At 38.0% G+C, this 21091-nt stretch carries 19 protein-coding genes and 3 pseudogenes; 11 read left to right on the plus strand and 11 right to left on the minus strand.

The window, feature by feature from the left end; all coding sequences use genetic code 11:
- Positions 1-244 precede the first annotated feature (244 nt).
- From DSM106972_RS33220 to DSM106972_RS33230, 3 genes are all read right to left on the minus strand, one after another.
- Positions 245-1972 (minus strand): succinate dehydrogenase/fumarate reductase flavoprotein subunit, encoded by a 1728-nt coding sequence (locus DSM106972_RS33220; RefSeq protein WP_127084696.1) that lies wholly within the window; start codon positions 1970-1972, stop codon positions 245-247.
- Positions 1973-2050: 78 nt separating this feature from the next.
- On the minus strand, positions 2051-2362 hold the full coding sequence (locus DSM106972_RS33225; protein WP_127084697.1) for a hypothetical protein: 312 nt from the start codon (positions 2360-2362) through the stop codon (positions 2051-2053).
- A 95-nt stretch (positions 2363-2457) separates the two neighbouring features.
- Entirely contained in the window at positions 2458-2784 is a 327-nt protein-coding gene (locus DSM106972_RS33230; RefSeq protein ID WP_127084698.1) for a hypothetical protein, read from the minus strand.
- A 275-nt stretch (positions 2785-3059) separates the two neighbouring features.
- Between DSM106972_RS33230 and DSM106972_RS33235 the strand changes: the two genes are divergently transcribed.
- Together DSM106972_RS33235 and DSM106972_RS33240 are read left to right on the plus strand one after the other, a co-directional pair.
- Positions 3060-3575: a DUF937 domain-containing protein gene (locus DSM106972_RS33235; RefSeq protein ID WP_127084699.1), complete on the plus strand. Its 516-nt coding sequence runs from the start codon at positions 3060-3062 to the stop codon at positions 3573-3575.
- A 264-nt stretch (positions 3576-3839) separates the two neighbouring features.
- Complete coding sequence (locus DSM106972_RS33240) at positions 3840-5084, plus strand: DUF8738 domain-containing protein (RefSeq protein ID WP_127084700.1); 1245 nt, start codon at positions 3840-3842, stop codon at positions 5082-5084.
- On the opposite strand, the gene DSM106972_RS54050 is transcribed toward DSM106972_RS33240, so the two are convergent.
- Together DSM106972_RS54050 and dpsA are read right to left on the minus strand one after the other, a co-directional pair.
- Positions 5010-5579, minus strand: coding sequence for a WG repeat-containing protein (locus DSM106972_RS54050; RefSeq protein ID WP_127084701.1), 570 nt, complete (start codon positions 5577-5579; stop codon positions 5010-5012). The two genes, DSM106972_RS33240 and DSM106972_RS54050, sit on opposite strands and share 75 nt — an antisense overlap.
- Positions 5580-5646: 67 nt before the next feature.
- Positions 5647-6201, minus strand: a complete 555-nt coding sequence (gene dpsA, locus DSM106972_RS33250) for a DNA starvation/stress protection protein DpsA (protein WP_127084702.1) — start codon at positions 6199-6201, stop codon at positions 5647-5649.
- A gap of 336 nt (positions 6202-6537) precedes the next feature.
- Between dpsA and DSM106972_RS33255 the strand changes: the two genes are divergently transcribed.
- Complete coding sequence (locus tag DSM106972_RS33255; protein WP_127084703.1) at positions 6538-7272, plus strand: alpha/beta fold hydrolase; 735 nt, start codon at positions 6538-6540, stop codon at positions 7270-7272.
- A 54-nt stretch (positions 7273-7326) separates the two neighbouring features.
- Here the strand turns inward: DSM106972_RS33255 and DSM106972_RS33260 are convergent, their stop codons facing one another.
- The gene (locus tag DSM106972_RS33260; protein ID WP_127084704.1) at positions 7327-7932 is read right to left on the minus strand and encodes a hypothetical protein; all 606 of its coding nucleotides are present in this window, start codon (positions 7930-7932) and stop codon (positions 7327-7329) included.
- A 247-nt stretch (positions 7933-8179) separates the two neighbouring features.
- Here DSM106972_RS33260 and DSM106972_RS33265 point away from each other — a divergent pair, with 247 nt between their 5' ends.
- Positions 8180-8689, plus strand: a complete 510-nt coding sequence (locus tag DSM106972_RS33265) for a DUF2808 domain-containing protein (protein WP_411675355.1) — start codon at positions 8180-8182, stop codon at positions 8687-8689.
- Here the strand turns inward: DSM106972_RS33265 and DSM106972_RS33270 are convergent.
- On the minus strand, positions 8676-9329 hold the full coding sequence (locus tag DSM106972_RS33270) for a MotA/TolQ/ExbB proton channel family protein (RefSeq protein WP_233787420.1): 654 nt from the start codon (positions 9327-9329) through the stop codon (positions 8676-8678). The genes DSM106972_RS33265 and DSM106972_RS33270 overlap by 14 nt on opposite strands.
- 238 nt (positions 9330-9567) lie before the next feature.
- Between DSM106972_RS33270 and DSM106972_RS33275 the strand changes: the two genes are divergently transcribed.
- From DSM106972_RS33275 to hemH, 3 genes are all read left to right on the plus strand, one after another.
- Positions 9568-10365, plus strand: a complete 798-nt coding sequence (locus DSM106972_RS33275; protein ID WP_127084706.1) for a uroporphyrinogen-III synthase — start codon at positions 9568-9570, stop codon at positions 10363-10365.
- Between the two features lie 13 nt (positions 10366-10378).
- The gene (locus DSM106972_RS33280) at positions 10379-11344 is read left to right on the plus strand and encodes a 2-hydroxyacid dehydrogenase (RefSeq protein ID WP_127084707.1); all 966 of its coding nucleotides are present in this window, start codon (positions 10379-10381) and stop codon (positions 11342-11344) included.
- A 285-nt stretch (positions 11345-11629) separates the two neighbouring features.
- A complete protein-coding gene (hemH, locus tag DSM106972_RS33285; RefSeq protein WP_127084708.1) occupies positions 11630-12799 on the plus strand; it encodes a ferrochelatase in 1170 nt (389 codons plus the stop codon).
- A gap of 114 nt (positions 12800-12913) precedes the next feature.
- On the opposite strand, the gene DSM106972_RS33290 is transcribed toward hemH, so the two are convergent.
- On the minus strand, positions 12914-13459 hold the full coding sequence (locus tag DSM106972_RS33290; RefSeq protein WP_127084709.1) for a DUF4126 domain-containing protein: 546 nt from the start codon (positions 13457-13459) through the stop codon (positions 12914-12916).
- 643 nt (positions 13460-14102) lie between these two features.
- Here DSM106972_RS33290 and DSM106972_RS33300 point away from each other — a divergent pair.
- From DSM106972_RS33300 to DSM106972_RS33310, 3 genes are read left to right on the plus strand one after another with little or no spacing between them, the layout of a single operon-like run.
- On the plus strand, positions 14103-14732 hold the full coding sequence (locus DSM106972_RS33300) for a restriction endonuclease subunit R (protein ID WP_127084711.1): 630 nt from the start codon (positions 14103-14105) through the stop codon (positions 14730-14732).
- Positions 14733-14736: 4 nt separating this feature from the next.
- Positions 14737-15987: a DNA methyltransferase gene (locus DSM106972_RS33305; protein ID WP_127084712.1), complete on the plus strand. Its 1251-nt coding sequence runs from the start codon at positions 14737-14739 to the stop codon at positions 15985-15987.
- Between the two features lie 12 nt (positions 15988-15999).
- The gene (locus DSM106972_RS33310; protein WP_127084713.1) at positions 16000-16707 is read left to right on the plus strand and encodes a DNA methylase; all 708 of its coding nucleotides are present in this window, start codon (positions 16000-16002) and stop codon (positions 16705-16707) included.
- Positions 16708-16868: 161 nt separating this feature from the next.
- Here the strand turns inward: DSM106972_RS33310 and DSM106972_RS33315 are convergent.
- Positions 16869-17170, minus strand: a pseudogene (locus tag DSM106972_RS33315) (hypothetical protein); the annotation flags it as partial.
- Positions 17171-17431: 261 nt separating this feature from the next.
- On the opposite strand from DSM106972_RS33315, the gene DSM106972_RS33320 reads away from it, so the two are divergent.
- Positions 17432-20254 (plus strand): DEAD/DEAH box helicase, encoded by a 2823-nt coding sequence (locus tag DSM106972_RS33320; RefSeq protein ID WP_233787421.1) that lies wholly within the window; start codon positions 17432-17434, stop codon positions 20252-20254.
- Between the two features lie 94 nt (positions 20255-20348).
- Here DSM106972_RS33320 and DSM106972_RS33325 read toward each other — a convergent pair.
- A pseudogene (locus DSM106972_RS33325) lies at positions 20349-20683 on the minus strand (XisI protein).
- Positions 20671-21087, minus strand: a pseudogene (locus tag DSM106972_RS33330) (element excision factor XisH family protein). The pseudogenes DSM106972_RS33325 and DSM106972_RS33330 overlap by 13 nt, the downstream one beginning before the upstream one ends.
- Between the last annotated feature and the right edge of the window lie 4 nt (positions 21088-21091).

Raw genomic sequence — 21091 nt, forward strand, 5'->3', positions numbered from 1 at the left:
CTTAAAAAAAGATTCCCAGCTTTTGAAACAAATGATTGTTGTAAAAGCTATCGGGAATCGAAGAAACTTATTTAATATTTATAGGACTTATATCATGTCTGGGGGCATAACCATAATAAAATCTCTGTAGAGACGCGAGGAACATCGCGTCTCTACGTGATGCGGTAATTATGGGTAATCAGCCGGACATGATACTACGCCAAGAAACCGAGTTTCTAAGATTTTTGTGTAAGTCCTGATTTAATTAATATTTTCGTTCTTGAGGTTGGAACATTGTAATGCTTACAGGGCAGTATTGAATGTCAATTCCTGCGCGTGAGTAATAAGCGAAGGTGTGTTGTAAGAATTTATTGTCATCGCGTTGCGGGAAGTCTTCGCGGAAATGGGCGCCACGACTTTCTTTACGACGGTTTGCTGAGGTCATGATAATTTGTCCAACTATCATTAAGCTACGTAGTTCCAATGCTTCTACCAGTTCAGTGTTCCAGTCTTTGCCTTTGTCGTCTAAATAAATTTGTGAGTATTTGTTTTGAAATTCTTGTAGTTGTTGTAGACCTTGCTGCATGAGTTCTTCGGTGCGAAATACACCGCAGTACTCGGTCATACAGTCTTGGAATGCTTCGCGTACTCGGTTAATTCGATATTCTCCTGGTTGGTCGAGTAATGATTGAATTTGCTGTTTTGCTTCTTTTATATAACGTTGTTCGTCTATACTAGGCAATTTCCGATTTTGGACATACTGTGCAATACTCGCGCCCGCACGTTTACCATATACAACACATTCTAATAAGGAGTTGCTACCCAAACGATTGGCGCCGTGTACCGATACACACGAAGTTTCACCTGCTGAGAAAAACCCTTCTACAATAGAGTCGGCGCCGCTACGAACTTGACAGTCGGTATTAACAGGAATGCCACCCATACAATAATGAATAGTTGGGCGAACTGGCATTGGTTGCGTTACTGCGTCAACTCCCACTAAACGATGTGCTTCTTCCCAACAAAAAGGAACGCGACTCATGATTTTTTCTTTACCCATGTGGCGCAAGTCCAGATATACATATGCTCCTCCTGCACTACCATCAGGTTTAACACCCCGACCTGCACGAATTTCATAAGCTATTGCGCGTGAAGTTATATCGCGTGGCGCCAGTTCCATACGACTCGGAGCGTATCTTTCCATGAACCGCTCACCTTCACTATTAATTAAATAGGCGCCTTCTCCTCGCACCGCTTCAGAAATTAATACACCAACAGGATATAATCCAGTGGGGTGAAACTGTACAAACTCCATATCTTCTAACGGTAAACCAGCTAATGCCGTCATCGCTAACCCATCACCAGCCGATGCATAATCGTTAGAAGTAGTGTTATAAACGCGACCATAACCACCAGTGGCAAACATCACAGCTTTTGCCCGCACCACCTCAATATGCCCGTCTTCTATACGGAACATTACAACACCTTTCGCCTGACCTTTTTCTAATATCAGGCGCATTACATACCATTCTTGGTAAACGTTAACACCATGCTTACGCAGATTATTAACTAATTCGTGCAAAATTGCGTGTCCTGTTTTATCGGCAGCGTAACAAGTTCTATTGTGTGAATGTCCACCAAAAGCGCGCTGTGCAATTCTTCCATCTTCAAGACGCGAGAATAACACACCCATATGTTCTAAATCTATTACAACCTGTGGCGCCTCGCGGGTGAGTATTTCTACAGCATTTTGATCAGCTAAATAATCAGAACCTTTAACGGTATCAAAAGCGTGTGCTTCCCAAGTGTCTTGTGAATCTACATTTTTTAAAGAAGCTGCCATTCCCCCTTGTGCAGCAACGGAGTGTGAACGAATAGGATGAGTTTTTGCGACAACGGCAACATTTAAACTGGGGTCTTTACGGGCAATTTCAACTGCCGCACGACATCCAGCTAGTCCACCACCCACTATAATTACATCATGTTCTAGCATAAGTAATCTGGCATACAAATCTCTATTGTACGAGGGGGAAAGGGAAAAGAGGAAAACCTTTTCCCCTAATAAATAGAATTAATTTGTTAGTTGCACTGGTTGTTGCTGAGAAATGTTACCAGGTATTGGTTCCATTTTGCCACCAGCTTCCATCGGTGCCACTTCGATATGGTTCAATAAGGTAGTGACAAAAGCGAATAGTAAGAACGGTAACGATAACAGTACAATAAGTCCGACTGTTGCTAGCGCGTAAATAGGTCGTCTGGCACCCATCAATGCTAATGCAGCAGCTAAACTAATTGTAATGGTGATTAGCCAAACAATGATTTGACCGTAGATATCACCAAAAGTTAATGTACAGACAAATCGATATTTTTGAATATTACTCATAAGTTTCCCTTGAGTTTGCCTTAATTTCTACCTTAAAGCCATGTTATTAAATTTGACGATTTCTAAATATTTCTGAAAACTTTCGTAATATCCCTTCATAAAGATTTGGAATCGAGGTGCTTGAGTCGGGATTTTAAATCATAGTCCTCGGTACTGACAATTGCCTCTAAATCTCTGATACGCTGTTCGAGTAATTCTACTTGTTGTGGCGCCAAATTATATCCTTTAGATTTTTTATCCTCAGAACGCCATACTGCTAGTGTACCAACTGTGGCGCCTGTGAGAGCGGCGAGGGGAATTAATGAATTACGTAGAGGTATTGACAGAGGCACACTAATTGCTAAAATTCCAAGAGTAAATCCCCAAATACGAGTTGTTGCAGCAAGACGTATATCTTTTGGCTGCTCTGATTTTTTACCCATATACTTATATAGCTGCTAGATTATTTACATAATAATATTTTCTATATAAATTGACATACATAAGTAAAAAAGCGCTTCACCCTTTAGGCTTAGGTAAAGTTACTCATAAACCCTAGAAACCCGGTTTCTATATAAAATATTTATTTTCATTACAAGATATCAACAAAGAAACCGGGTTTCTGATTTGTTATTTTTTGATTAATACTCAGTAGAAGAATGTGAATCACGTGTAAAAATCAATTAATCATGTGGAATAATAATTAAAGGAGACGACAATGGGACTTTTCGACCAAATCCTCGGTGCAGTTGCCAACCCAAATCAGCAAGGCAGTATGAGTCAACTTGGCGGTATTATAAACGCAGTGCAACAAATGAGCGGGAATGCTGGCACTGACTCTTCAACAATGCAAGCAATAATGTCGATTGTTGGTGGTCAGGTTCGTTCAGCATTGCAAAATAAGCAAGCAAACGAAGGTTCAGATGCAGTCCAAAATATTGTAAGTCAATTTGCCGGAACTTCTCCTAACCCTAATGCTGTATCATCTCTGTTTTCAGCCGGAATGCAACAACAAGTTGCCCAAATGGCATCACAGCGCACAGGTGTAGACGCAAATATGATTCAACAAATGTTACCAATGATTGTACCAGTGGTACTTAACTTTTTACAATCAGGCGCCAGTACTGCTGGTGGTGGTAACTCAGTTCTCAGTACTTTTCTAGACTCAGATGGAGACGGTGACGTTGACATAGCAGACGCAATGCGAATGGCAAGCCAATATATGGGAAGATAATTACATTCATTTTTTGCTCTCGGCGCCTCTAATTTAGTAACTTATCTTGTCGAGGCGCCTACGCTCCCAGTTATTTCGTCATCTTCTCACTATCAAGCCGTGAGTTCTCAAAAATGAGAAATAAGATAAATTCATATCTTAATGTATATTTTGTTTCTCATAAGATAACAATTCGATTTCGGTGACACAGTTGTAAAAAATAATGAAACGGCAACTAAGTTTACCTAGCCTGCGTCATCAGAATCATACTTATATATATTTTCTATGAAACTGAAAGCTACTATTGTAACAATGGTAAGCTGCTTAACGCTGGCTATTCCCTCTACAAATCAATATACTTTTGCTTCTGCTCCAAGCCGATTATCTCAAGTGACCCCCTCATCAAGAGTTTCTGAGATACCTAAATCTGTCATCTCGCAAATTCGGCAAGATATGGCGAAACGCTTAAACTTGAAACTAGGTGATGTGCGAGTTGTACGGGTAGACCCAAAGATATTTGATAGTTGCTTAGGTCTGCCAGAAAAGAATGAGAAATGTAAAGAAATTGCTTACACGGCTTGGGCTGTTAGAGTTGCTGGTGGTAAGCAGAGTTGGTTGTATCATGTGGTTTCATCCAAAAGTTTACGCAATAATTTTCGAGTGAATTGGTTGGAAAGTCTACCACAAAGTGTTAGGAAAAAAGCAATTAGCAATGCAACTCAACTTAGCGAGCCACCTATAGATACAATCAAAATTATATCCGTCGAACCACGGGTTTGGAAGAATAATTGTTTGGAACTTCCCAAAACTGCTCAACGTTGTAATTCCATACAAACTCCTGGATGGTTGATTAAGCTGAAAAACAATAAACCACATCCGAAGGAACCATTAGAGTGGGTATATCGTAGTGATTTAGACGGGAAAATACTAGAATTCGATTTAATTGCGAGTGTTGGTAATATATCTCAGAAAACGATTGCAGATATTTTATTAAATGCAGCTAAACTTTCTCAGATTGAGCGTTCTGCTTGGAAAGTTGATAAAGTTCAAACTTTACAATGGTCTAGTTATGGTGGAAATGGTCGATCAAGACCAATACAAGGAATGGCGCCTGTGAAAGATAATGTGTTTGGTTGGAAAATGTTGGTTTCATCTCCAAAACAACAATGGGTATATTATGTTACTAGAAATTGGGTTGAATTTGATTCTCCTCAAAGCGTACCATCCTATTTAGTTGAGGAAGCCACAAAGATGGCTGCTGCACAAACTGGTAAACCTGCTGCTAATTATAGGTTACATTGGGTACAGCATGTTACTTGGGGTGACACATGTTTGGGTATAAGTATAAATAAACCCGCTTGCCAAAAAACTTCGGTTCCTGGTTGGAGTATACAGGTAATCGGACCAGGAGAGACTGACACTTCAATGTTCATGATATTTAATTTCCATAGCCGTTTAGATCGAGATGTGCGATTTAATGGTAGTAATCCTTGGCTTCCACCTCCAGTAGTTAATCCTGGTTTGCGATAAATACAATGAATCTAAAGGATGATTTTTCTGTAATTTAAATCGTCTGTTTCCAGCTTTAATTTGTTCACTCGTAGGGGTTTGGATAATTTCGATTAAAAATGACCAGGCGCCATCAAACTGTGGTTTAATGACTAATTGACCAGTGTTGTTGATAAATCCCCATTTATGCCCAATCGTGACTAAAGCCAAACCATCTGAAAAATAGTAAATATCATCAAACTGCGGTTTAACTACCAATTTACCCTTACTATTAATAAATCCCCACTTTTTCCCCACTTGGACTGCTGCTAATCCCTCCAGAAAACGCTCGACATCATCAAACTGTGGTTTAATTACTAAATTGCCCGTCGTGTCAATGAACCCAAACTTTTGACCTACTTGAACTTCAGCAAAACCCTCATAGAACGACGAAGCATCATTAAACTGCGGTTTAACTACTAACTTATCCGCGCGGTCTATATATCCATGAGTATTATAAAGCTCATTTCCAGAAATTGAGGAGGCACAGGTGTCTCACCTGTGCCACAAGAATCCTAATATATAGGAGGATTGATGGTTAGAGTTAATTGTTGCTTGTTTGAACGTAAGCTAGTGTTAAACTATCTTTGGCGAGGAAGTGAGCTAAATGGTAAGCTCTTTCTTCTGTCTTAAGGAGGATTTTTTCGTATAGATAGCGGGTTGCTCTGTCACCCAAACTTTCTGCTTGTGAAGCTAGGCGCCGTATTAATTGAATTATTGCTTGTTCGGCAGCTAAGTCATGCTCTACCATTTGATGGCAAGAGAAAACACCGTCAGCTTCTGGTTCAAAGCAACATAGTCTAGCTAACTGAGTAAAGCTTGCTACAGGTACTCCACCAAGTCCATCTAACCGTTCACCGATATCATGAACGTGTTCTTGAGCAGCTTCGTAGCTTTCATTGAAGAACTCGTGCAAAGAATAAAATTCGGCACCTTCAACTACAAAGTGATGCTTTTGATACTGTAAGTACAGCGCTTGAAAGCTTGCCAATGCGATATTAAAACCTTCGCAAACAGGCTCAGTAACACTTTTATCTAATAAAACAGGATTATCGTAAACCTGACCAAAATTGCGTAAAACTGCTGGTGATGCACTCATAGTAAACCTCGTAATTGAGTTTTTAATTTTGAAATAACTCTCTAATACCCTTTATACAATACTTTTCTAAATTTGAGGCTTTTGAAAATTTATTTTGAAACCTTACAAAGCGTAATGCAAAACTTTATTTTTAAAGAACGTAAAGAAACCGGGTTTTTAGGATTGAACATTCATAAAAACTCATTCTGTTAGGGTTGAACTTTTATTCAATAGGTATTGAGTATGATGTTAATTAGGAATTATTGAAATAAATAGTCATTAAGTAATAACACCTGGTGGTGATTATGAAGGGGAATCACTGCGTCATAGATGTTTATAGTTAATATTGGAGATAAAATGTCTGCTAATTTTGATGCACTTTGGGTTAGCGCTAGTCCCTCATTGAAATGCCTACACATGCCTTTGCTAATAAATTTAAATCAATATAAAAGTATTGGACACTGGGAGTATTTTCAAACCGCTGATGAAGGCGCCTCAATTGATGTTGCGGTAGATTTACTACATAAATTTCTCAAAACTAGTCGTCCAGTGCATTTAGTAGGACATGGCATAGGTGGAGTAATTGCACTAATTTTTACTCGTAAATATCCACAGTATGTAAATTCATTAACGCTATTGGCAGTTGCAGGACAACCTGCAAATACTTGGCACGTACACTATTATCAGCAGCGTCAGTTATTCAACCTGACTCGTACCCAAGTTTTAATCAATACAGTGTATAACTTATTTCGCGATAAACTTCCGTGCCATGCGAATAAATTAATTAATAACTTAAATAAAGATTTAGAAAATTTACCCTTAATGCATTCAATGTACCAAAGAGAGAATTTACCCAAGGGTGGAGTATCTGTTCCATTAATGGTGTGTGGTTGCAAAACTGACCCTATCGTAAGTTACCCTGAACTACATGACTGGGAACTATATCTGAAATTACAAGATATGCTTTGGGAGTGTCCTCAAGGTGGTCACTTCTTTCACTGCTTCTACCCTGAAAAAGTCGGCGCCAAAATTTCTAGTTTTTGGCAAAATCAAGATATACAGCTTTATCAAAAACAATTTTCGTTACCATAACTATGTCTCTTTGTTTTCTACCACACAGACGCAGAGTTCACTCCAGAAAGGAGTTTAGTTAGTTTTTAGTGAGAATGTACCTAGTATCTCATCAACGAAGGCGCCTTTAGATGCTTCTCCATCAGATGCAAAGTCACCGTTTTCATCTAAGCTAACGACACCAGCTGTAAAATAACACTGTAGCTGAACGGTGTTATTTTGTTTATCCTCTAAAATATTAAAGGCGCCGCTCTTAGTTCCACACTTAAATTGAGCTTGTTTAATTTGTCCTAAGTATTTAGTTTGCAATTCTTGGGTGTATGCTGATGTGGGTAAGGGAATTAAAAATTTTGACTCACTTCCTGGCATAGGTAAAGAACCCAAATAGTCACCGTAACGAGTTCGCTTTTGTTTCTTTGCTTCCCAGCAGTTAAATAAGGCTCGTTGTCCTCTCGTTTCATCGTTTATAACTTGTAAACCAAGAGTTTTAGGACGAGGACATTGTTTTTCAAAGTCTTGAACATAGATTGGGTATGTCTTACGTAAGGTTTTTAGAACTTCGTTACAACTACGTTTGCCACAGTTTCCTCGAACTACTTGTGGTTGAGGCTTTTTAGAATGAGCTTCTGAAGGTAATATTACTCCTAAAAATAATATACAAAGTAGGGCTATTTTACGCATAATTACTTAGTCTTTGTTTAAAGTTATTTTTTTTATACATTTATATTATTAACAGGCAAGATGCCTGTTCCACAAGAGATTTTGTCAAAACTTTAATTATCTGTAGGGGAAGTAAATGTAGAGTTAGAGTAGCAGGCTGAAATTACGTATATTTACATGTATGGGCAACTAACAGCTTGGGTTTGTCCTCTATAGGAAGAACATGAGGGTCGGAATTAGATATTTAATTAGTGCAGCGTTATTTTCAATGATGGCATCAGTTAGTTATGCGGCAGAAATACGCGGAACGGTTTACTTCAATCAACCGCCGCGTCTTGTCGAAGCTGCAACTACATATAATGATGTATATGTTTGGGGCGCCACATATTATTTTACGATTAGTGTTCCAGATAATGCCGTTGAACCTCTACAAAGGATTACACTCAACCAACGCGAAGGTGTTGATAACATTCGCTTTGACCTTAAGAAAACTTATGCTTTTGAAGGAACACGCAGCAGGGAAGGTCAAAAGTTAGGACTTTCTGATGTGACTTCTCAACGCACAGAAAGAACCGTTTCCATGACTTTTAACCCTGCCATCCCACCAGGAAAAACTATTACAGTTGCCATGAAACCAGTGCAAAACCCTACGGTTCCTGGTGTTTATCTATTTGGTGTAACGGCATTTCCCGCAGGAGAAAAAGCTTATGGACAATTTCTCGGATACGGGCGCCTACAGTTTTATAGTTCTGGTGATTCTGTTTTCAAATGGAGGTAGAATTGATTTTAAGTGGATGATTTAATGAATGCAAGTAAATTAACTCTAGTTCGCTACCAACTTTGGAAAAGTAGTCCATCTGTTGTGCGCGCAAAATCATGAAAGTCCGAAGAAATACAAATGCTGCTACCGCTAGAGATATTCCTGCACCACTAGCTATTAAAGCTTGCCCAATACCGCTTGTAACCGCCAATACACTAGTGCTATCTGCTCCACCAGATTTAAGATTGTAGAACATGGTAATTAAACCGTTTGCAGTTCCGACGATACCACATAGAGGCGCCACAGCCGCGATGCTTTCGAGTAGTTTATCACCCCGACGCATTTCAATAAATTCTCTGTCTAAAGCAGCTAAGAGAGCGAGGTGAAATGTTTCTGGTGATGCAAATTTTAACTTGAGTGGCGCCGCAAGTACACGACCAATAGCTAAACCTTCCGAACGTTCGGCAAGAGTTAAAGCTTGGTCTAAGTCTGTTTTTGCTGCTCTGAGGACTTCATGTACCACTTGTTTTTCTTGAAAAATTAATTTAAACCAATACCATACCCGTTCTATAGCATAAGCAAAAGTTAAAACTGATAAAGCTAGCAAGGGGTACATAACAAGTCCACCCGCTAGGAAAGCATCGAATATTCTGGTCATTGCGGCTTAATTAAGTACTTTATTGTTAAAAATTACGCATACAGACCTGTAATATACCCTGTTAGTGCTAAATTGATGATTAAGAAAAGTTAATTACATCATTAATAACCATTTAAAAATTACAATGTATCAATCAGTTCTCAGTATAGACGTTTTTTATTCTTCAAGTTGCTTCTATTTAAAATCTAGCTTATTGTAAGTGCTGAAGTTAATTCGAGAATCTAACAGCATTAATAAAATGTATAATAAATTGCTTTTGCACGGAAAAAGAATAATCATAACGGCGCCGCGTGTTTATGCGGTAAGGTTGTCTAGTGCGTTAATTAATCAAGGTGCTTTGCCACTGTTTATGCCAGTAATTGAAACTAGCCCTTTAGAAGATTTTACTATATTAGATGAGCATCTGAGAAAAATTAATACATATGATTCGATTGCGTTCACTAGTCGAAATGGCATTGATGCTGTTAGTAAGCGGATGCGAGAGTTAAAAATGGATACTTCATTGCTTCAGCAGATACATTTATGTGCGATAGGCAAAGATGCTGAACTTTTGGAAGCTTTAGGCGCCGAAGTAGATGTAATACCCGAAGAACCAAGTCCAACAGGTATAATTCGGGAACTGGCAAAAATATCTGATATTGAAGGTAAAAATATTTTAATTCCAGCATCCGAAGTAATTGGCATTCCTGAACCTGATGTTATTCCGAACTTTGTAGCTGGACTAGAAAAATTGGGAATGAATGTCACTCGCGTTACTGCGTATCAAACGCGGAGTTTGGACAAAGAGATATATAACGTTGAGTTAGAATTGATTCGTCAGGGTAAAGTGGATGTAATTGCTTTTAGTAGCAGCGCGGAGATTAGTGCTTTCTTAAATATGTGTGATGTTTCTGATTATCAAAATACCGTGATAGCTTGTTTTGGCCCATATACAGGCGCCAATGCGAGAAAATTAGGGTTAAACGTCTCTATTATTGCTGACGATTTTAGCTCTTTTGATGGATTTGCTGCTGCCATAGCTAGCCATTTTAATTAATTGCCTTTATGCCATGACAAAGCCCAAAGTCTTTATTACTCGTAACCTTCCTACTAATTTAAGTATATTACAGCAGTTTGCTGACGTTGAAGTATGGCTTGAACGTCAACCTCCTGCATATGAAGTATTGCTTTCAAAAGTTAGAGGTATTGATGGTTTGTTATGTTTGTTAACAGACAAAATTGACGAACAGTTAATTGAAACTGCGACAAATCTACGTGTAATAAGTCAGATGGCAGTCGGTTATGACAATATAGATGTTGGTGCTGCTACCGCTAGAAAAATACCCGTTGGTAATACTCCTGGTGTATTAACTGATGCAACGGCTGATTTGACTTGGGCATTGTTAATGGCATCTGCACGTCGTATCGTTGAAGCAGATAAATTTACTCACGCTCTTCGGTGGCAAACTTGGGAACCAGATTTATTATTGGGTGCAGATATTACTGGCGCCACATTGGGGATTATTGGGTTTGGACGTATTGGTCAAGCTGTTGCTCGTCGTGCCAGCGGATTTGATATGAAAATTATTTATACCAGTACAAAATGCTGTGATAAAGAGTTAGAAAAGAAGTTAAATGCTGAATTTGTAAGCTTTGAGACTTTACTAGAAGAATCGGATTTTGTTACAATTCATACACCATTAACTAATGATACATATCATTTGTTCGGGAAAACGCAGTTTGAACTGATGAAACGAAGTGCTATTTTCATCAACACCGCACGCGGCAGCATTGTGAACCAAGAAGAATTATATAATGCGCTTGTAAATAAACAAATTGCAGGCGCCGCTATTGATGTCACCGACCCCGAACCGATAAAAAGCGACAGTCCATTATTAAGCCTAAATAATTTAGTTATTGCACCACATATTGGTAGCGCAAGCTACAAGACACGCCAAAAAATGGCAGATATGGCGATTGAAAATTTAATTTCTGGGTTGAAAGGTGAGCAGTTGCCTTACCGTGTAAATGTTTGATTATAAGATTAGGGGCGAGTTTATCAAAATTTAGATTAATATATGAGCATATTGTTAAGCGTTGCTAAGAAACTTTATAATTGAGGTAGCTGGCGCAAGCGATAGTGCGAACAGAATCATGGAAGCGTGTACGTGGGTGTGGAGTCGCTGTTGTTAGTGTAACTCCAAAGCAAAAATTTTTAAAATAATTGCTTCAAAGTTCACAAATAAACTATATATTAAGTAAAGATATATTGCTATTATTAGTAAAAAAACTAGATAAGTGCTTGGGAGAAAGTAACTGCTATGGGTCGTGTAGGCGTATTACTGCTAAATCTCGGTGGTCCCGACAAGCTGGATGACGTAGGGCCATTCTTGTACAATTTATTCTCAGATCCAGAGATTATCCGCCTACCGTTTCGTTGGCTGCAAAAACCTTTGGCATGGTTTATTGCTTCACGACGTACAAAAACCTCACAAGAAAATTACAAACAAATTGGTGGAGGTTCACCACTGCGGCAAATAACCGAAGCTCAAGGTGAAGCTCTTAAACAAGAACTGCAAACTTTGGGGGAAGATGCTGAAATATACGTAGGAATGCGTTATTGGCATCCATATACAGAAGAAGCAGTAGCTAGTTTGACACACGATACAGAGATAGAAAAGTTAGTTATTCTCCCCTTATACCCGCAGTTTTCCATTAGTACCAGTGGTTCTAGTTTCCGCTTACTCGAACAGATGTGGAAAACAGACCCTAAGCTTCAACAAATCGAGTATACTGTCATTGCATCTTGGTACAAGCAACCTGGATATTTGAAGGCAATGGCAGACCTGATCGCGCAAGAACTTGACCAACTGCCCAACCCCTCAGAAGCGCATATCTTTTTTAGCGCACACGGTGTACCAAAGAGTTACGTTGAAGAAGCAGGTGACCCCTACCAGCAAGAAATAGAGGAATGTACCGAATTAATAATGCGTACCCTCAACCGTCCCAATGCTTACACGTTAGCTTATCAAAGTCGTGTAGGCCCAGTAGAATGGTTACAGCCTTATACAGAAGATGCAATTCAGGAATTAGGCGCCAAAGGTATTCAGAATTTAGTAGTTGTACCAATTAGCTTTGTATCCGAACATATTGAAACACTCCAAGAAATCGATATAGAATATCGTGAGCTTGCAGAAGAAGCGGGAATACACAACTTCCGTCGTGTTCCAGCATTAAATACACATCCAACATTTATTCGTGCATTAGCTGACTTAGTTGTTAACGCGTTAAAATCTCCAAATCTTGACTTATCACAAGTCACGCAAATGAAGAAGCGCATCAAAATGTATCCTCAAGAACAATGGCAATGGGGAATTACAACAAGCGCAGAAGTTTGGAACGGTCGAATTGCAATGCTTGGATTTATCGCCCTGGTAGTAGAAATGATAACAGGTCGCGGTTTACTCCACTTCATCGGCATCTTACAGTAGGTTGGGTGCTAACCCAACATTAGATTAACAATCTTGTGGAATGGGCATCCTTGCCCGTTCATATTATTAGGCGGGCAAGGATGCCCACCCCACAAGACAAGAGAGAAACAGTAATTACGGACGAGGTGTATAGCGATACCAATTGTACCAACTTTTACCGCTACGAATCGCAAACCATAGTAGTAACAAAGCAATTAAACCCCCCTGCCAAGGGGCATTACAAGCAAAAACTACTAAGATGACACATAAGAAGTCTTGAATAAAAACTGCCCATGTGGGTAACCCTCGCAACCGAAAAAACCAACCCACTTGCACGAGTTTGAGAACTAATGCCAAGCTGGCACTAAATAACACTACTAACCACTGCGGAGTTTCTGTAACATTTGCACAAGCTAACCCCATAATGGCGCCCACAATTGGACTAAATATCAGTTGAAGTACTTGCAGCACCCTTTGTCCTGTCAATCTTTTAGACGCGAGTACTTCTATAATCGATAAACTAGTCAAAGCACCAAATAAAAGTGGCGAAGAAATTCGCGATAAAACTGGGACTTGTGACCACAGACTATGACCCTGCAATAACCCCACGAACAGTAAAGGTAAGGCAGTTCTGATTCCTGCTGCCGCAGAAGCAGATAGTGCGGCTAGAACTTCAATCATAATCGCATCAGTTGCAATTTATTTAAATCGAGGGATTGATTTAAACTTACCCAAATTTGTCACAATTACACTCACACGAAATCAAAAATGTCAACTGTGAAACTTGGTAATTGAAACGGATGTTACATCTAGCCCTGAAAAATAGCATTTTATACTGCGTGATAAATCTCCCAATGCTTATCTCTGATGTGAATACAAGGGTGAGATTCAAAAATTTTTGCTCTATGAGAAAGATACGAAACATCTTCTAGCACTGGCATAGTTTGCCAACAATTACGGCAGAACCAATAAATGTGTGAGGAGCGAATGTGACGCAGTAAGACGTGAGAACAGCAAGGACAGTAATTCATAGTGTGGCACCCAGTGATAATCTAATTTCAACATATTTTCCAAATATGAGAAACTTGTGAAGAAGATTACTTTTCGTAACATATCGTAATATAACTAATTATTCATTAATAATAGGCGCCTGTGATTAATCATGTCTATTATGAATTAAAAGTCGATGCTCACAATTTCCTCAAATTGTATGAGCGCCAACAATTTGCCCTTCTTGACGCCGAAATTCTTCAGCTAGCACACTACGCAAAAATGAGGTACTGATGTTTTATAATAATACAAAAGTCACATTTACACGCATAAAATGGTTAAAACAACTCAAGCAAGTGATTTATCATTGTATGAAGTAGAAGAAAAATTTAACTTAGTGCAGGTTAAAACGCTATCTTTTTTTCCAGAATGGCAACTCGATTTACCTGAGTTAAACGAATATGAAAAAGAATGTTTAGATAGAAGTCGCGATGACTTTTTATCATTAATGAAGTATCCTTTGCATGAAGAAGTTGTAAAGCTTTCAATTTTGGTGCCGTTATTATCGTTGGCAGGTCTGTTGCGCTTCCCTTTTTACCCGCAAGCAGAAGCAGATATAAAAATTGCTGTAGAAGATGGGGAAGAAATTATACGTGGTAAAATTGACATAAGAATTTTACTTAAACATCTGTGTGCAGTCGTCATTGAAGCAAAAAATAAGCAGTTTAGTGTTGATGTTGCCTTACCACAAGCATTAATTTATATGATGGCAACTGATTACAATAATGAAAAACCAATATTTGGTTTTGTTACGAATGGTAAACACTTTCAATTTATCAAGTTAATAAAGCAAGACACTCCTCAATATGCTTTATCAGACGAATTTACAATTGTGAATCAAGAAAATGGACTATACAGGGTATTACAAATATTGAAACTTCTCAAACAATTAGTACAAGTTTAATGACATGGTTACAACTCTTATAAACACCTCTTCAACGTTTGCTGATAATATGAAATTACCAGTTCACCGTTGGTTTAGATATAGTGCAGGATTTTCGGCAATGTGGGTTGAGAATTTAGTTTCTCAATCTCTTCAGCAAGGATATGTTACAGTATTAGACCCATTTGCTGGTTCTGGAACAACGTTACTCGCATGTGAAAAACTAGGAGTAGAATGTTATGGTGTAGAAGCTCATTCTTTTATCGCACGTGTCGCAAAGGCAAAGTTATTATATAAAACGGATGTAGAGAGTTATAAAGAACATATACAAAAAATTATAAAGATAGTTGATAATATACAAGGCAGTGTGGAAGGTTATCCAAAATTAATCTGTGAATGTTTTAAAGATTCTTCATTAGAAGGTTTAGATAAATTACGAAAAGCCTGTTTAGAGTTAGCAGATAATTCTCCTCAATCAGAGTTAGCTTGGTTAACGCTTGTAGCTATCCTTCGGCATGTTTCTCATGTTGGTACTGCTCCTTGGCAATATGTTTTACCTAGTAAAAATAAGCAATGTTACTTAGAACCAATCGTAGCATTTAAATTGATGGCAGAAACTATTGCTTCTGACATGACTATTACCAGAAATGCAACATCTGTAACAGCACAAATGATTCAGTCAGACGCGCGCTACTGTCAAGAATTGCCTGATAATAAATTTAATTTAGTCATTACTTCACCACCCTATGCAAATAATTATGATTATGCAGATGCAACAAGACTAGAGATGTGCTTTTTACAAGAAATTTCCGGTTGGGGTGATTTACAAGCTACTGTACGGCAATATTTAATTCGTTCATGTTCACAACATGTAACATCAAAAAATGTTAACTTAGATGAAGTAACTTCGGCGCCGGAATTAAAAGTAATTCAAGGAGCAATTACAGAAATATGTTATAAACTATCTCAAGAAAGATTATTACATGGCGGCAAAAAGAATTATCATTTAATGATTGCTTGCTATTTTTTAGATATGGCTAAAGTTTGGATAGCATTGCGTAGAGTTTGTCAATCACCTGCAAAGGTTTGTTTCGTAATTGGAGACTCGGCGCCTTATGGTATTTACGTTCCAGTTATCGAGTGGTTAGGGTTACTAGCGCTGTCAGGAGGGTTTAAAAGCTTTAAATTTGAAAAAATTCGCGACCGTAACGTTAAATGGAAAAATCGTAAACATCAAGTTCCTCTTTGTGAGGGTTATTTGTGGGTTAATGGTTGATTATAAACTAATATGGCAGAATCTTACTCTCATAAATGGGGACAAATTATTGGGAATCTTATTCAAGAGTTTATTCGCGAAACACTTCAGGGAGTTGCGGATGAACACGGTTTTTATTTAGATTACCAGAAAAAACGCAAAGCTCGAACTAGTAAAAAGGTGTCTTGGCAAGATAGGTATGGTAATTTTCATGACCTCGACTATGTGTTAGAAAGAGGTGGAAATGAAGATACTCGTGGACTTCCCGTAGCTTTTATTGAAACAGCATGGCGCCGTTATACTAAGCATTCTCGAAATAAAGCACAAGAAATTGAAGGTGCGTTAATCCCTTTATCGGAAACTTACAGTAATCTCAATCCTTTTTTAGGTGTTATTTTAGCAGGAGTTTTTACAAAAGGCGCCCTTGAACAGTTGGAATCAAAAGGTTTTAAAATTCTTTATTTAAAATATGAACATATTATTCAAGCATTTACATCTGTTAGTATCAACGCTTCTTTTAACGAAAGTACTGCGGAGACAGAATTTCAAGATAAAATTAATCGTTGGAATAATTTATCTGCTGAGGATATAGCTAGTGTGAAAGCTCAATTACTCAGCTTAGAGAAGACTAGTATAGATATTTTCGTGAATGATATAAATAAATCATTTAGTAGACAAATTCAAAGTGTAAGTATTATAGTTTTACATGGATTAATGGCTCTTCCGTACTTAGCGTGCTAAATCTGTTGGTAAATTAGCTTGGAATCATTGCTATGCTTATCTTACAGCCATTATTGCTTTTATAAAAATCAAATTACTGAAATTTCAACTATAAGTACCTGTAAGCCTTGATTCTAAAAGAAAATTATCTATTTTAATTAAAATTTAGCACGCTATGTACGGAAGAACCACATTCTCTCGGCAAAATCGTCGTCAACTACAGCTTGGACTTCTACATGAATTAAAAGCCAGGAATATTACCTTTAATATCCCAAACTTTAACTAGTTTATCTGCGTAAAGTCTTCCTGTTTCAGCACGAACTATTTTTTGGAATTCTTTATCTAAAAATTCGTGGGGGCGTGTCCAGCCAATTGTTTTAGCTGTGTTTGGGAAGAAAAACTGTATTTCCTGTGGAAAGTATGGTTCTAATACTTCCTTCCAAGGTGAGTCATTGTCGGCGCGTTCGCGCTTCTTACGTGGCATACTGGTGATGCAGTAGATGGTATACTTTTTATTTTATAGTTATATAGTTGATAATCGTTATTATTGTGGACAGATTTTAATTTGTCTAATATTTAATGACAGTGGGTTAATTGTGTGCTTTCTTTTTTTGGACAAAGCTTCACAGGAGAAAACATTTTATCTGATTGAATTAAATGTATTAAGATGGTGCGTAACTGCATTGACATTTTTCGTTTTGTTTATGGTTTGTTGATGCAGTTACGCACCCTACTTGTAATAATTGTGACTGAAAAGCCTACTGATTACGCTGCTATTCTCCGTGCGGCTAACCAAGAAATTAATGAACCTCCTGAGTGGTTGGCACCTTCTAAGTTTGTCTATTCTCCTGAGTATGGTGTGGGAGAGGTGATGGCTGTTTTGGGTAGGCGTTTAATTGTTAAGTTTTTTGAAGAGGTTAATCCGACTCAGTTTGATAATTGGGAAGATGTTGTTGAGAAGGGGTTGATTAAGGAAAGCGGCGCCCAGTTAGGAGGTAATTTAGATAATTCTGATATTGGTGGTGATGTTGCGGCGATTGGTGAGGAGATTGATAAAATTCCTAATGTTGCTTTTCAATCTGTTGCGCGTGATTTTGCCACGACTATTACTAGGGTTAATATTCAATCTGGTGTTGGTGGTAGTATTCACCCGATACCTGAAGATTTACCGTCTAATTTACATTTGGGTTTGCAGAATATTTGTGTGAATACGGTTTATTCGCATCAGTTGGAGGCTTTGGCGAAGCTACGGGCGGGTTATGATTTGACTATTACTACTCCGACTGCTTCGGGTAAGACGCTTTGTTATAATTTACCGATTATTGAATCTTGTATTAAGCAACCTGATACTAGGGCATTATATATTTTTCCACTCAAGGCTTTGGCACTTGACCAGATGCGGAAGCTACAAATGTTGGTGAAGGCTATTCCAAATCATCGTATTAAAATTGCTTTGATGACGGGGGATACTCCTAGGGATGAAAGACAGCAGTTGTTTATTCCTCATCCTCCAAATGTTTTGGCGGTGAGTCCCGATTTACTTCATCATTATCTATATAATATACGGCGCCCACAAGAGGGTGAAGGTTGGCGCCTGTTTTTGAGACAGTTACGATATGTGGTTATTGATGAGTCGCATACTTATATTGGTGCTTTCGGCGCCCATTTTGCTAATTTGATGCGAAGATTACGGTTAGCTGTCGATGCTGTTGGTGGTAATTCACATAAGTTACAGTTCATTTGTTCGAGTGCAACAATTGGTAATCCTCAAGAAATGGCGCTGAGATTTAGCGGTAGGACACAACAACCTAATAGGTCACATTTAATTAGAGAAAGTGGTGCTGATAGTGCGGGACGTACTTTATTATGTCTTGAACCAAGTAGTGCTGCGAATATTGAAGCTAGTAAAATGATTATTTCCTGGTTACAGCACAACTTGAGCGGGATTGTTTTTTGTAATTCCCGTGCTGCTGTCAAAGGTTTATTAGGATTAATTCAACGGGAAACTCAACGTACCGGATGCGGACATTTAGCGAACCAGGTTGCTTTATTTTATAGCTCGTTGATTGGAGAAAGGCGGCGGGAAATTATTTCTAAGTTACAGTCGGGGCAAATAAAAGTCATTATTTCTACATCTAGTTTGGAAGCTGGTATTGATTTACCTGAACTTGATTGTTGTTTAATCCGTGGTTTCCCTGGTAGTTTGATGTCATTTTGGCAACGAGTAGGAAGGGCAGGACGCAAGCAGCATGGACTAGTAGTATATTTACCTTTGGCACAAAATCCAATTGATGTATATTATGCTAAAAATCCTCAGCAGCTTTTATCGGGAGACGTTGAGTGCAGCGCGTTTAATCCTGATTATCCAACTATATTGGGTAAGCATTTGGAATGTGGTTGTATAGAAAGCGCTTTAGCGTTGAGAGAAATTAATCACCGCTTTGGACATGTTGCTGGTACGATAGCAGATTCGTTACTCCAGCAAAATAAACTTTACTTGAGTAATGGGGGTAAATTGTGGGGTCGCGGTTATCCACACAAAGAGGTAAATTTAAGAAGCGCTGCAAATACTTCGATTAATTTGATTGATAAACATTCAGGGGATATTCTTGAAAAAATGTCTCTTGAAGTTGCATATCGTGAAGTATTTCCCCAAGCAATTTATTTTCTCCAAGATGAAAATGGTGATATTATCGCTTATCGTAGCGAAAGTTTGAATGTAGAGAAAGGTGAAGCGCAGCTTGCATATCTAGGTAAAGAAACAACTTTATATACAGAAGCAGAATCTGAATTAGATATAGTACCTTTATCTACACTCGCACAGCCTAAAATTATTAATACCAATATTGATGATGGTAGAATTAGATTAACGCTTGCTTGGGGAGAAATTACCACCAGCGTTACAGGATACCGTTTAATGAAACGTATATATGGTAAAACCTGTAAAAATCAACAATGTGCAAACTTTAAAAAATCTCTTGAAGGAAACTCTTGCCCTAAATGTCGGCGCCAAATTTATGCAGCAGAAGTTATAACGTTGCAAGATGAAATTGTATTTGAAACACCATTAGTCACCAAATATCAGGCGCCATGTGTATTAATAGACTTGAACGAAGGAGTTAAAAAAGCACTTCGTGAACAAGTTTCTAGATTAAAACAAGAAATAATCCAAAAATACGGGAATAGTATTCCAGAAATATATCAACCACTATGGACAGGCGCCTCTGATTTTATCACACTTCATAGTTTGCAACATCAAATTATTAAAGCCGTTCCATTGGTAGTATTATCATCGAGCTTAGATGTAGATGGTATAGTTGTAGAAAAAGAAGGCAGAACATACAACTACTTTTATGATACATGCGAAGGAGGAAACGGCGCCGCAGAAGCAATATTTCACGACCTAAGTAAATTTGCCGCAAAAGCATACGCACTAGCATCTGGATGTGACTGCGAAACTGGATGTCCCAGATGCTTACACTCATCAGGATGTCCCCAACATAACGAACCTTTAAATAAAGACCTCGGTTTATATTTATTAGATGCAATATTTAATGGCAACGGATGATGAACAGATTTAGCGGATAGTTGATTTTAAATAACTATACCTTATTTTTAACAAATTTCTTATCCGTTGCATCCGTTGCATCCGTTGCAAATATTTAGTCAACAGCATAGCCAGTAAACTGACGCTTGAAAGGTGAGTAAAACCCGATAACAATATCAGAAGGAGGTACACCCAACTCAACTAATCTTTGAGGAACAATATCTTCTGTACCATTATATTGAATCCATATTTTTTCATTTTCAATATCAAAATGCATTACTGGACCAAATACTCGCTTATTACCTTGCCAACCGACATAAGCTAATTGATAATGGTCGTTTTCATTATCAAAAATTATTGTGACTTGACGTTATCACGATTAAAACTAATCTCAGCGTGTTCTGTCAAAACTTGTTTTATAACTTGTCGATAGTGTTCTAACTTATCCATTGTATAATCTCCTCTTTTATCAGTTCATAAACTATTAACTTAACTTGATGACGTTGTACTGCAATTTGAACAAAAGGAAGCTGAAAAAAATCTTTATATGTTTCATCTGGAACAGCTAAATAAACTATTCGGTCAGGTTGATTGAATTCTAATGCTTGACAATAATTAAGATATTGACCCAGTGCCGCATGAAACTCGCTAATATCTGAACCTGAAATAAAACTTTTTATTTAAACCGCTATTTTATCATTATCGCGTTCAGCAGCAATTGCATTATCTGCTGCTAAATCTATCTGTACTTTAATTGTTTCACTAATGGGAATTGTTAATGGGTCACTAGTGATTTTCCAACCATCCTTAATTAAAGCATTCTTGACTTGTTGATAAAAAGCGTCTCTAGCCATATCT

Origin of the sequence: Dulcicalothrix desertica PCC 7102, from assembly GCF_003991905.1 — a bacterium.
GTDB classification, from domain to species: domain Bacteria; phylum Cyanobacteriota; class Cyanobacteriia; order Cyanobacteriales; family Nostocaceae; genus Dulcicalothrix; species Dulcicalothrix desertica.